We start from the raw sequence: 13,607 nt of genomic DNA on the forward strand, positions 1-13,607 counted from the left end.
GAGAAAATTCTTAGTTGAATCTTTCTCTGTTTTTCTGTATCGTAACCTTAACAAAGGAAAAAATGATGAGGTGCCAAATGAATCGGAATTTTGAAGTAGAATTAACAACATTATGTATGATTAGAAATCAGAAAAATGAAATCCTTGTGCAAGAACGACAAAAAAAGGATTGGCCTGGTTGGACGTTCCCTGGCGGACATGTTGAAAAAAACGAGGGCATGGAAACAGCCATGGTTCGCGAACTCCTTGAAGAAACAGGATTAGTGCTGAAGCCACAATTAGTAGGTGTTGCAGAATGGCTGAATGATTGTTCAGGTGCGCGGGAATTAGCCACATTATTCATTGCAGAAACAGCGGATGAACTACCAGAAGAAACGGAACAACCCTTGTTTTGGGTCACTGAAAAAGAATTGCGAGAAGGTCCTTTAGCTGGCAGTTTAGCAGAACTTTTCCCAGTATTTTTTGGCGAAAAGCAATTTTATTTTAAAAATAATACAGCTTAATGATTCAAACCTAAAAGATTAAATCAATCCCACTTATTAAAAGAGAGGAAATCTAAAATTAAACATTGCTATTTATAAGCAATGTTTGCTATTCTTAATAAAAGGGAATTAATTTTTTATATAATGAGGGGGAAAAAGTGTGTTAAAAAGAAAAGTGGGGATTGTCGCAGGCGTTTTCTGTTCAGCTTTGTTACTGACAGGCTGTGGCAAAAGTGCGAAAGATGAGTTCATTCAAGGGATTGGCAATCAAAACGCACAAGAATCTGGGGTTTGGGATTTCTCTATGTCAATTAGTGACATGAAATTTTCACAAGAAGATGGTGCACAAACGAATCCTATGATTGGGATGCTCATCACGCAAATCAAAGACGCATCGCTTTCTGGGAAGATTCAAGTAGATGCCAAAAAAGAAAAAGCATTCAACTTAGAGATGAAATTAAAAGCGATGGGAATGGATGTACCGATTTCATTGGTTGGATCGTTAGATAACGAGGGCAAAGAGCCAAAACTCTATTTAGCAACAGATATGATGGAATATATTGTCGCTGTCGCAGACTCAATGACTGACGGTGCTATCGATAGTTCTCAGTTAGATACAGAAAAACTAAAAGGAAAATACATTGATCTTTTAGCCATGAACGAGGAAAGTACGAAAGAATGGCAAGATACAATCAAAGAGTATCAAGAATCGGAAAAAGAACGAAAACAGTCTGCTAAGGAATACAAAGAGTTTTTAGAAGGATTAGACAAGGATACGTTCGAGAAAAAAGGGGACACCATTACCCATACGTTTACAAAAAAAGAATTACAAAAGTTAATCAAAATTACGACAGAAGCATCTGAGAAAGGTAAAGAACAAGATCCTTTCGAAAAAGTCAAAGATGTTTCTGCCAAAGTTTCTGTTAATACAAAAGAAAATAAAACAAATATGTTGATTAATGTGAAACCGCAGCAAGACAAGAACGTTGACATGGGACTTGAATCATTATCTAGTAAAATTAGCATTACACAAAAAGCCAAAAAAGCGACGATTTCAATGCCTAAGAAAGAAAATATTTTATCAGAACAAGAAGTTGAAAAAATATTTTCCGATAGCACCTCTATGACAGGTCTATCGACTGAAGACACGACTGTTGCGATCAATCAATAACGCTGAATGACCAATAAAAACGGTCCCTCAAAAAAAGTAACGAAAGACCTAGCATGATTGGGATGCTAGGTCTTTTTTGAATAAAAAAACAGCATTTTAGTTTTCTTTGAATTATTGGTTGTTATTTTAGATGGTGTAAACAGTTTAAAATTAATACATTTGTTTTTGATTTAAATTCTACTGCTATTTTTAATCATTCTATTAAATAACAAATGTTTTCGAGTGTTTTTAAGCATTATTTTTGTTATGCAGAGTGGTTTTTTTATACAATGAGTATAATTTTAGATGAAGGAGTGTTTTAGGTGAAAAATCAACATTTAACTACGTCACAAGGAAGTCCAGTTGGCGATAATCAAAATTCGCTAACTGCAGGAGAATTTGGACCTGTCCTAATCCAAGACGTTCATTTATTAGAAAAATTAGCTCATTTTAATCGTGAGCGCGTACCAGAACGGGTTGTTCATGCCAAAGGTGCTGGTGCTCATGGGATTTTCAAGGTGAGCCAATCAATGGCACAATATACTAAAGCCGATTTTTTATCTGAAGTTGGCAAAGAAACACCTTTATTCGCTCGTTTTTCAACTGTAGCTGGAGAGTTAGGTTCATCAGATACATTGCGTGATCCTCGCGGTTTTGCGCTTAAATTCTATACAGACGAAGGAAATTACGACTTAGTTGGCAATAATACGCCCATTTTTTTCATTCGTGATGCAATTAAGTTTCCAGATTTTATTCATAGCCAAAAAAGAAATCCGCGGACGCATTTGAAAAGTCCAGAAGCTGTTTGGGATTTTTGGTCTCATTCACCGGAAAGCCTTCATCAAGTAACAATTTTAATGAGTGATCGTGGCATTCCGTTGTCGTTCCGTCACATGCATGGTTTTGGTAGCCATACATTCAAATGGGTCAATGCTGCTGGAGAAGTATTTTTTGTTAAATATCACTTCAAGACGAATCAAGGAATCAAAAATCTAGAGAGTCAATTAGCAGAAGAAATTGCTGGGAAAAACCCAGATTTCCATATTGAAGATTTGCATAATGCAATTGAAAATCAAGAATTTCCTTCTTGGACATTATCTGTGCAAATTATCCCATATGCAGACGCGTTAACAATGAAAGAAACTCTTTTTGATGTAACAAAAACGGTTTCTCAAAAAGAGTATCCGCTGATTGAAGTTGGCACGATGACTTTAAATAGAAATCCAGAGAATTATTTTGCAGAGGTTGAACAAGTAACCTTTTCACCAGGGAATTTCGTTCCTGGTATTGAAGCTTCTCCAGATAAATTATTGCAAGGACGTTTGTTCGCTTATGGGGACGCACATCGTCATCGCGTGGGCGCTAATAGTCACCAATTGCCAATCAACCAAGCAAAAGCGCCTGTAAATAACTACCAAAAAGACGGCAATATGCGTTTTGACAATGGCAATAGCGAAATTAATTACGAACCAAATAGTTACACTGAAACACCAAAAGAAGATCCTACGGCGAAAATTAGTTCCTTTGAAGTTGAGGGAAATGTTGGTAATTATAGCTATAATCAAGATCACTTTACACAAGCAAACGCTTTGTATAATTTGCTGCCAAGCGAAGAAAAAGAAAACTTAATTAACAATATAGCGGCATCTTTAGGTCAAGTGAAAAATCAAGAAATCATCGCGCGTCAAATTGATTTGTTCACTAGAGTAAATCCAGAATATGGAGCACGTGTCGCACAAGCAATTAATCAACAAGCATAATTTATATAACGTACGTGACAAAACCAGTCTAGATAAACTAAGGACTGGTTTTGTTTGCTTTCCAATGCTTTTTACTCTACTTTGTATAATGTATATTATGTAAACTAGAATAAAATAAAAAACTTTAGCCGATAAATTGCACTTCTCTTTCGACTAATTAATTTACCCAACTAACCTTACAAGTTGTTTGCTAAGCTAGTTGGGTTTACTGTTTATTGAAACGTTGGATTGTTCATTTCTTGATGAATTTCTTTGCTCGCTTCATATAGAAACAATGTTTGTTTTTTACTTGATGCATAATCGACAATGGGTTTTGGATAATTTTCTCCTAAATGTACATGATATTGCGTTTGTAAGGCTTCGTTCATTAGATTTGGTTGATGAATATACTTTTGTGGCACTTGCTTAAGTTCTGGAACATATTTTTTGATGAATTGGCCGTCATTATCAAATTTTTTTGACTGGATAATTGGATTAAAAATCCGAAAATACGGGACAGCGTCCGTTCCTGTCGAAGCAGCCCATTGCCAGCCACCGATATTATTGGCGGCATCATAATCAATCAACATTTTTTGAAAGTATTTTTCACCCCAACGCCAATCGATGTGTAAATTTTTAACTAAAAAAGAGGCAGTTATCATTCTTAAGCGGTTGTGCATCCAACCAGTTTGATTCAGTTGTCGCATGGCGGCATCAATTATAGGGTACCCCGTCTCCCCTTTTTGCCACTTGACAAACATTTCTGGGTCATTTGTCCATTGAATATAACGAAATTTTTCTTGAATAGCTTCCTCTTTTTGTTGTGGAAACGTACTATAGATCATATTGTAAAAGTCGCGCCAAGCTAATTCTTTTTTGAAGGTTTCTTTACTTAAGCTAGAAGGCGCAGATGCAAGCTCTTGCCAAATGGTGCGAATCGAAAGTTCTCCCGTTCTTAAAAAAGTAGACAGATGACTCGTTTGATCCTGATAAGGGAAATCACGCTTATTTTCATAGGATCGAAGTTTTTGATCAATAAAAGTATTTAAGCACCTTCTGGCTGTTTTTTCGCCGACACTATAGTGTGTTAAAGGAATCCTCGCAATCTGTTCCCCATATGCTGCTTCCTCTTCTGGAAAAAGACACGCACTAAAAATTTTTTCAGCTGTATAGGAAACAGGAATCGGTGTTTCTTTAGGCGCCTCTTTCCATTTATTGTAATAGGGCGTAAACACTTGGTACTTGTTGCCATCGTTCTTCTTAATTTCTTCAGAGCCATGCAAATAGGCATCTTGAAAAGAGAAAGACTGAATATTATTTTCTTCAAAAAAGCGCATAGCTTGCTGGTCCCGCTTTGCCCCAAAGCCACAAGTATCTTCATTAAAATAAATGGCCTGCCAATCGGGTAATTTGCGTTTCAAACGTAAAAATAAATCTAACGGTTCGCCGACCATGATTTGTAAATGTGCCTCTTGATCGATTCGTTCTTTAAACGAGGCTAAACTTGCAAAAAAAGCGTTATGATTAGCACTTTCTTGAATAAATTGTTGAGGATTCATTTGGAATAATAAAATCAATTCATCAGCTGCAGAATTTTGTAACGCGTGTGCTAATGCTTTATTATCCTGTAATCGTAAATCACGTCTAAACCACATTACTCTTTTCATTTTTAAATCCTCCTAAATACTTCGTCTTGCTTATCGTAACCGTGACTGCTGATTTTTAAAAGCAACTTGCCTAGACTTTTCAAAAAGCCGATAAAAACTGGGTTTTCAGCTTTTATCGGCTTTTTGATTAAATTAATAGGAAATATTAAAGGCTTTCATATCTTTCTCAATATATTGTAGGACTTCTGTATTGCCAAAAAATTGTGTAAAATAATAGGCTTGACGATAGTCATCGGCTGTGTCTTCCCCGAGCATTTGTTTGTTAAAGGCTTTTTCATATAAAAGATAATCTAGCAAATAAATGGAGTGTTTGTCACGACAAATCTGAATCCCTTTTTCGCTTAAAATGACACTTTTTTGGTAGTCTTTCATTTCCGAGTAGAATTTAGCAGAATTATAATAAATTCTACAACGCTCCAAGGAACATTCTAATTTAAATTGTTCCAATTCTTGTAATGATTTTTCGTAATACACTTGCGCTTTTCTCATATCTTTTTCCAGTTCATATAGCGTACCTAGCGCATTCAGGCTTAAAATGTTGTAAATATTGACTTTACGGTCAATTTCCGCGCCCCGATATAGGTAAAACAAGGCCTCTGCTTTATCTTTTTTTCCTAATAAACAAGTAATTCCCTTATAATATAACAATTTAGTCGTTAGTTCATTATTAGATAAGACCTTCAGGCACTTCTTGTAATAAATTGTAGGCCTCTAAGTGAAATAGCCGTAAAGATAAATCCTCGACTTTGTTTAGTAGATTTTCAATTTTCTTTTCTTCAGAAATCATCATGCATTCTTCTACTTCTAAATCTAATCGGAGGCAAATAGATGAGAAAATATCTAAACTGTCACATAGATTACGGTTTTCAATATTACTAATTGTTGCTTGCGTACAGATGCCGTTAGCCAGCTCTGATTGTGTGATTTTTTTAAGTTTTCTCGCTTGTTTTATTTTGTCTCCTGCTACCTTCACGAACAGACCTCCACTTGTATTATTATGTAAATTCATTAAAAAATGTTATACTTTGATTATCAATTAAAGGAGGTACATGCTATGTTTGATTTACTTGCATTATTGACTGGAACATCAACTTATGGCAACGTTCCCCATGTTTAATTAGTCAATGCGTGTCAAGTATGGTCTTCCATACTTGGCATGTTTCCTTTAAAACTGACTCAATCATACTACAAACGGATAGACAAATACAACCGAAAATCATTGGTTTTTTATTAAGAAAAAGAACAGCAAGAAGTGATAACTACTTCTTGCTGTTCTTTTGTTTAGTTAGGTGTATTTAGATTTAAAATGATTTGTTCCGGCGTAATTTCATTATGATCTGACATCATTGGCTCTACACTTAAATAACTTGAAGTATTTGTAATGATAACCATGACAGTTGAGTCAAGCCCAGCTTCTTTAATGGCTTTTCGATCGAACGTTCCTAAAAGATCTCCTTTTTTAACACGGTGACCTTGGGTTACTTGTGTCTGAAAGACCTCCTGCCCCAATGTGACGGTATCAATTCCTATATGAATTAATACTTCAGCTCCTGCGTCCGTTTGGATACCATAAGCGTGCCCAGTTTCTGCAACCAAGTTTAATAAACCATCTGCAGGCGCGTAAACCTTGTTCGCTGTTGGCATGATTGCTAAACCTTTGCCCATCATCTCGCTTGAAAATACCGGGTCATTAACAGCAGTAAGATTCATGGCGTAACCAGTTACCGGAGAAAAAAGTTGTTCATCTAAGGTGTTATGTTGCATTTCAAAGACTTCGCGTTCTTCCTCTTCGATTACTTTATCTGAAATTAAAACCTCTTGTGGAATTGCAAATAGACTGGTTAATGCATAACATACACCGACAGATAAAAGTGCGACTAATAAATAGATCACTAATTGATGTGCACTATAGATATACATTAAGAAAGAAGGAATAACGGCTAAGCCATAAGAATTTGATTGAATATGAAAAATAGCTAAAATTGCTCCGCCTAAACCTGATGTAAACAAGACACATAGCAGCGGTTTTAAGTTCCAACGAATAAGTAATCCAAATAACACAGGCTCACTAACTCCAAATAATTGAGACAACATAGAACCAATGGCTGTCGACTTCACTTTGCTATCTTGCGCTTTTTTCGCAAAGGCTAAACAACTGCCAACGTTGGCAAACCCATACATGGCACATATTGTAATCAATGCATTAAATCCTGTATTTGCTAATAATGATGTTTCTACCATAGTTAGTGTATGATGAATACCAATCAAAACCATTAAAGGATATGAGGCACCAATCACGAAACCACCTAATCCTAAGGGCAACCCAATCAACCATTGGACAACATCTACCATGCCTAACTCAACGGTATGCAAAATTGGGCCAATTCCGAGAATCATGATTAAAAAAGTAATTAACATAGTCATAAAAGGTGTAAAAATTTGATCGAGAATATTCGGCATCTTTTTTCGGAAAAAAAGTTCAATCTTTGCGCCAATTATACCAGCAGCAATTGCACTTAAAACGGACCCTTGTGCACCGACAACTGGGATAAAGCCAAAAGCCATAATAGCTTTCACGCCAGAATCTGGTGTTGCAACTGCATAAGCGTTTGGTAAAATGGGTGATACCATCATTAAACCAATAACAATCCCGATTACAGGCGTCGCATTAAATGCTTTAAAGGTAGACCAAACAATCAAAGCTGGCAAAAAAGCAAAGACGGTATCTGTAATGACAGAGACAATTTGTTGAAAGCTTTCAGGAATATTGGCTACACTTGCTCCGAATAATTGTAAAAAAGTGTCGTTAAAAATAACACCTTTTAACCCTAGGAACAATCCTGTTGCTGCAATTACTGGAACAATTGGAATGAATATTTCACTTAAAATGCGCATTGTTTTGCGCATGCCCGTTTCATTATTTTTTAAAATTGCTGTTTGCTCTGCTTTTGACACAACATTGATTCCAAGTTTTTCTATTTCATCATACACTTTAGTCACAATACCAGTTCCTAAAATCACTTGGTATTGACCACCATTATAAAAAACACCCTTGACTAAATCAATTTTTTCTAGTTGTTTACCATCTACTTGTTCATGGTCCTTCAAAATAAAACGTAACCGCGTTTGACAATGGGTGACCGATATAATGTTATCCATACCGATTAATTGAATAATGTCTTTGGCTGCCTGCTGATAATTTTCTGCCATGTTATACTCCTCCTAGCTACTCATTTATAGTAATCAATAGTCCTTGATAGCTTTTTAATAATGTTCCCTGCTGAACTAATTGCTCTCGTTCTTCAGACTGTGTATCAAAAATAACTGTGCCATTAACTAAATAATGAGGGATTGGAACCGCCTCACCAAAATTAAAAAAGGCGTAAATTGTTTTTTCATTTAATTTGCGTTTATAAGCAATAACATTATCTGGAAGATTTGATAGTCCCTCAAATGTTCCATAAAGTAAGATGTCTGTATAGGGACTCTTTTGACGAAATGCAATCATCCGCTTATAGAAATGAAAAATACTTTGACTATTTTTTATTTCTGCTTCGGCATTGATTTCTTTATGATTATCCACCATTCCTAACCAAGGCTTGACGCTTGAAAAACCGCCATACATAGAATCATTCCATGGAAAAGGCGTGCGGGCATTGTCTCGACTACGCAAATTGACAAGTGACAAGGCTTCTTTGGGCGTAAATCCTTCTTTTATTGCTCGATAGTATTGATCAATGCTAGAAATATCATCGAATTCATCAATCGAACCCCTTTCAAAATTGGTCATTCCTAATTCTTGTCCTTGGTAAATAAAAGGCGTGCCCCTTAAAAAGAAATACATGGCGCCGAATGTTTTAACCGCATTTGGCTGTTGAGCCTGTTCTTTTAAATATTTCGTTGTCGCTCGAGGTTGATCATGATTTTCAATAAAATTTGCACTCCAACCAGCCTCTTGCATGGCTTCTTGCTGTTTGAAAATTAATGTGCGTAAATCATTCCAAGACCAATCGATTCTATAAAACCATTCGCTTCCTGATTTCACATCCAAATCAGCCCATTTAAAGTCAAAAATCATGTCGAAATACCCTGTTTCTCCAATAAATTCTGATAAATTTGGATAATTGACGCCGGCCGCTTCAGCAACTGTGACAATATCAAAACCAGCAAAAGCTTTTTCTTTTAACTCGTTCAGAAAGTCACTCATTCCTGGCATGTTTCTACTAGCTTTTGTTACTTTGGCTAATTGATCTGCCCCATCAGCAGGTAAGTTTGTCCAAGTCAAATCTTTCTTAATAAAATTAATCGCATCTACACGAAAACCAGCAATTCCTTTGTTTAACCAAAAACGAATCATTTGATAGATTTCTTTGCGTAGTTCAGGATTTTCCCAATTTAAATCCGGCTGTTTTTTATGAAAGGCATGAAAGTAGTAGGCATCTTCCCCAGGTAATTTTTCCCAAACACTACCACCGAAGTTAGACCGCCAATTTGTAGGTGCTTCTCGTCCTTCTTTTATAATATAAAAGTCTCGAAAACGACTTTGAGGATTTTTTAAAACATCTTGAAACCAAGCATGTTCATCAGATGTATGGTTTACCACCAAATCTAAAATAACTTTTATGTTTCGTTTTTTTGCTTCTTCAATGAGTTCATCGAAGTCTGCCATTGTACCAAAATCGCTAGAAATACCATAATAGTCTGAAATATCATATCCATTGTCAGCCATTGGCGACGGGTACATTGGACTCAGCCAAATCAGCGTAATTCCTAAATTTTCTAAGTAATCCAGTTTTTGAATAATGCCTTGTAAATCACCGATTCCGTCATTATTACTATCCGAAAAGCTACATGGATAAATTTGATAGGCCACTTCTTTTTGCCACCAATTTCTGTTCATTCTGGTTCTCCTCACTCTTAAACTAGTCCTGTTAATTTTTTTCTGTAACCGTTTTTACATTTTGTATGATACTCGTTTTTGCGTAATATGTCAAACGTTTATCATAAATAAATGTAAATTATAATATCCTTTTGATTTAAATAGATTTATATATGTTATACGTTTGACTTTTTTCTGATTTGTTTATACTATTAGACTAACTACTATTTTCTAATAAAGGAGACATTACTTATGTCAAGCATCATGAACCAATGGACTGATGAATTACGTTATGCGCCTTATTCTTCTTGGACATCTGCTCACCTCGAAAATCTAACTTCTATTATCGCGCAATCTAGTTGGCGTTTTAAGTATCATATTCAACCACAGACAGGACTACTAAATGATCCCAACGGTTTTTCGTATTTCAATAACCAGTGGCATTTATTTTATCAAGCGTTTCCTTTCGGGAGTGTTCACGGACTAAAAAGTTGGGCCCACTTAACTTCCTCCGACTTAATTCACTGGGAGTATGAAGGAATTGCCCTTTATCCCGACTCTGAATATGATTCTCATGGCGTCTATTCAGGTTCAGCTTTACCAATAGATAACCAACTATGTTTATTTTATACAGGGAATGTTCGTGATCAAACTTGGCAACGATTTGCATATCAAAATATTGCATGGCTGAATTCTTTAGGTGCGATCACAAAGGAATCAACACCATTCCTACCAATTGACCCCAATTATTCTTCCCATTTTCGTGATCCGATGGTATTTCCTTATCAAGAAGGACTTGTTTTATTAATTGGTGCTAGTGATTTAAATAGACAAGGAAAAATTGTGGTCTATTTTTCTAAAGATCGAAACGTACACAATTTTCATCAACTTGGCGAATTGACGTTCACCGACCAAGAATTAGGCTACATGGTTGAATGCCCCAATTTGGTATTTATTGATGGCCAGCCTGTCTTATTATTTTGCCCACAAGGTCTATCTCCATCTGTAAAAAGTTATCAGAATATCTATCCGAATATGTACACATTGGCCGAAACGTTTGATTTGGAGAATCTTTCTTTAGTTCAGGCTGGGCCTTTTGAAAATTTAGATGAAGGGTTTGATGTCTACGCTACTCAAGCCTTTAATGCGCCAGATGGTCGTGCACTTGCGGTCAGTTGGATTGGGTTGCCAGAAATCACTTACCCAAGTGATGTGGAGGGTTGGGCAAATGGCTTAAGTCTGATTAAAGAACTCACAATTCACAACGGGAAACTATTTCAATATCCAGTTTCTGAAACAGAAATGCTTCGTCAATCCGCTACTACTTTATCAAATGGCTGCCATTTTTTATCTACTGCTTCTTTTGAATTAGAAGTGGATATTCCCAAAAATGAGATTGCTTTTATTCGGCTTTTAGCGAACGAAACGGGTTCAAAAGGACTTTTAATTACAATTGATACGATTCATGGTAAAATAACCCTTGATCGAACATTTGCTGGCCAACCTTTTGCTGAAAAGTATGGCACAATTCGTGAAACTAAAATTAGGAAAAATAAGTCAGTTCAGTTAACTATTTTTGTTGATTGCTCTGTTGCAGAAATCTATGTAAATAAAGGTGAAAAAACGATGACTGGTCGCTTCTTTCCAGATAAAGCGCAACGGTATCTTCATCTATCCAAGACGGCAAAAGCTTGTTTTTATGAGCTGGAAAATACGAATAATTAGGAATGATGGTGAATTTTAATGGTGGTTAAATTAACGGATGTAGCAAAGCTTGCTGGTGTGAGCCCGACAACGGTGAGCCGCGTGATTAATAATTATGGTTATCTTAGTCAAAAAACAATTGATAAAGTTCATCAAGCGATGGAAGAATTAAATTATCAACCCAATGGATTAGCCAGAAGCCTCCAAGGAAAAAGTACGCAGCTGATTGGTTTAGTCTTCCCTTCTGTTAGTCATCCATTTTTTGGTGAATTAATTGAAACACTGGAAAGAAAGCTTTTTGTTCAAGGATATAAAGTGATTTTATGTGATAGTGAAAAAGATCCAGAAAAAGAGCGCACCTATTTACGAATGCTCGCTGCAAATAAAGTGGACGGTGTAATCACTGGTAGCCATAACTTAGCTATTAACGAATATGAAAATGTTTCACTACCTATTGTTTCCTTTGACCGTTTCTTGGCACCTGGCATTCCAATTGTCTCTTCGCAAAACTTTCAAGGTGGCCAAAAAGCCACTGAAGCCTTATTTGCAAGTGGTGCACAAAAGATTGCAATTATTACTGGTGCTAATAACACAGGCGCACCTAGCGATTATCGATTGGCTGGTTATAAACAAACGATGGAAAAATATGGCGCAGAAAAAACGATTCTACAAATTGATAATGGAACCTCTACAACATTAAAAAATCTAGAAATCGAACGTTTGCTTCAAAATAAAACTGTAGACGGCATCTTTTGTACAGATGATTTGACAGCAATTACAGTTATGAATATTGCTCAAAAATTGAAGATATCCATTCCTGAAGAATTAAAAGTAATTGGTTATGATGGGACAAAATTAATCAAAAGAATTGCCCCACAACTATCAACCATTGTTCAGCCAATCGACGAGATGTGTGACGTTATGATTGACTTACTGCTTCGTAGAATGAAGGATCCTGATGTTGCACTCGAGGAAAATTATCCTATTCCGATTCAGCTATCATTGTCTGAATCCTGTTAAAAAAGACACCTGAAAAGGTGTCTTTTTTTATTAATGACTTTAGTCAGTTGAAATCTCTAAAGAGATTTCGACAAAAAAACCACGCGTACTGCGCGTGGAGCTCAGAGCTTTAGCGATAAAAACTCCTTTCGATATAATAGATAAAGGCTACCAACCGTTATCTAATCGAAAGGAGTTTTTGTATGTCGAACGACGATAAAAGTTTAGCACATACTCGTTGGAATTGTAAGTACCATCTTGTATTTACACCAAAATATAGAAGAAAAGTAATCTATGGTCAGTTAAGGCAGGATATTGGAAAAATACTGAGAAAATTGTGTGAAATGAAAGAAGTCGAAATCATTGAAGCTCATGCAATGCCTGACCATATCCATATGTTGGTAAGAATCCCGCCGAAGTTGAGTGTATCAGGATTCATGGGTTTCTTAAAAGGAAGAAGTGCAGTAATCATTCATGAACGTCATGCGAATTTAAAATATAATTATGGGAATAGATCATTTTGGTCAAAAGGCTATTATGTGAGCACTGTAGGTCTGAACCAAAAAACGATAGCTAAGTATATACGAGAACAAGAAGCAGAAGATCGAGTAAGGGATAGTATAAACAAAAGAGAGTATAGAGATCCATTTAGTAAGTAACAACTAGATAAGAATAGAATGGTAGCGGTTGGCGGTCTCTAAAAAAAGCTCCCTTAAAGGGAGCAGCAGGTAGCGAGCCCTTCTAGGGCTATTAAAAAGCCACCCGCTATGCGGGTGGATATTTACTCTTAATTCCTCATTTGCCCATTTTCCCTTAATTCCAAAGCACAGAGATTAAATAATACAACAACATGATCCCTACAAATACACCGAGCATTAGTAAAACATACCACCAATTTTTGGCGCTATAGGTTTCATTTTTATCTTTTTCGGTTCGTTTCCCGGCAGCCCATTTCCATAAATCGTAATTATTCATCTCTCTCACCAC

The 13,607-nt window shown here is 36.1% G+C and carries 10 protein-coding genes and 1 pseudogene; 6 read left to right on the top strand and 5 right to left on the bottom strand.

Annotation, left to right across the window (positions count from 1 at the left end; all coding sequences use genetic code 11):
• Nucleotides 1–77 precede the first annotated feature (77 nt).
• The 3 genes from IGJ90_RS06955 to IGJ90_RS06965 all read left to right on the top strand — a co-directional run bounded on the left by IGJ90_RS06955 (nt 78) and on the right by IGJ90_RS06965 (nt 3,392).
• Nucleotides 78–503, top strand: coding sequence for an 8-oxo-dGTP diphosphatase (locus tag IGJ90_RS06955; RefSeq protein WP_002385906.1), 426 nt, complete (start codon nt 78–80; stop codon nt 501–503).
• Between the two features lie 139 nt (nt 504–642).
• Nucleotides 643–1,653, top strand: a complete 1,011-nt coding sequence (locus IGJ90_RS06960; RefSeq protein WP_002366704.1) for a hypothetical protein — start codon at nt 643–645, stop codon at nt 1,651–1,653.
• Between the two features lie 302 nt (nt 1,654–1,955).
• Nucleotides 1,956–3,392 carry a catalase gene (locus tag IGJ90_RS06965; RefSeq protein WP_002366705.1) on the top strand — a complete coding sequence of 479 codons (1,437 nt, stop codon included), beginning with the start codon at nt 1,956–1,958 and terminating at the stop codon, nt 3,390–3,392.
• A 212-nt stretch (nt 3,393–3,604) separates the two neighbouring features.
• On the opposite strand, the gene IGJ90_RS06970 is transcribed toward IGJ90_RS06965, so the two are convergent.
• The 4 genes and pseudogenes from IGJ90_RS06970 to IGJ90_RS06985 form a co-directional block, all read right to left on the bottom strand.
• Nucleotides 3,605–5,038, bottom strand: coding sequence for a cryptochrome/photolyase family protein (locus IGJ90_RS06970; protein ID WP_002366706.1), 1,434 nt, complete (start codon nt 5,036–5,038; stop codon nt 3,605–3,607).
• Between the two features lie 132 nt (nt 5,039–5,170).
• Nucleotides 5,171–6,047, bottom strand: a pseudogene (locus IGJ90_RS06975) (helix-turn-helix domain-containing protein).
• Between the two features lie 272 nt (nt 6,048–6,319).
• Nucleotides 6,320–8,248, bottom strand: coding sequence for a sucrose-specific PTS transporter subunit IIBC (locus tag IGJ90_RS06980; protein WP_002360285.1), 1,929 nt, complete (start codon nt 8,246–8,248; stop codon nt 6,320–6,322).
• Nucleotides 8,249–8,264: 16 nt separating this feature from the next.
• A complete protein-coding gene (locus IGJ90_RS06985) occupies nt 8,265–9,938 on the bottom strand; it encodes a glycoside hydrolase family 13 protein (protein ID WP_438767856.1) in 1,674 nt (557 codons plus the stop codon).
• A 243-nt stretch (nt 9,939–10,181) separates the two neighbouring features.
• Here IGJ90_RS06985 and IGJ90_RS06990 point away from each other — a divergent pair, with 243 nt between their 5' ends.
• The 3 genes from IGJ90_RS06990 to tnpA all read left to right on the top strand — a co-directional run bounded on the left by IGJ90_RS06990 (nt 10,182) and on the right by tnpA (nt 13,279).
• Nucleotides 10,182–11,642 carry a sucrose-6-phosphate hydrolase gene (locus IGJ90_RS06990; RefSeq protein ID WP_438768320.1) on the top strand — a complete coding sequence of 487 codons (1,461 nt, stop codon included), beginning with the start codon at nt 10,182–10,184 and terminating at the stop codon, nt 11,640–11,642.
• A gap of 18 nt (nt 11,643–11,660) precedes the next feature.
• A complete protein-coding gene (locus IGJ90_RS06995) occupies nt 11,661–12,641 on the top strand; it encodes a LacI family DNA-binding transcriptional regulator (RefSeq protein ID WP_016630407.1) in 981 nt (326 codons plus the stop codon).
• Nucleotides 12,642–12,823: 182 nt separating this feature from the next.
• On the top strand, nt 12,824–13,279 hold the full coding sequence (gene tnpA, locus IGJ90_RS07000; protein ID WP_002366027.1) for an IS200/IS605 family transposase: 456 nt from the start codon (nt 12,824–12,826) through the stop codon (nt 13,277–13,279).
• 154 nt (nt 13,280–13,433) lie between these two features.
• Here the strand turns inward: tnpA and IGJ90_RS07005 are convergent, their stop codons facing one another.
• Entirely contained in the window at nt 13,434–13,595 is a 162-nt protein-coding gene (locus tag IGJ90_RS07005; protein WP_002361843.1) for a hypothetical protein, read from the bottom strand.
• Between the last annotated feature and the right edge of the window lie 12 nt (nt 13,596–13,607).

The sequence above is a fragment of the Enterococcus sp. AZ129 genome, assembly GCF_051714505.1.
Classification (GTDB): Bacteria; Bacillota; Bacilli; order Lactobacillales; family Enterococcaceae; genus Enterococcus; species Enterococcus faecalis.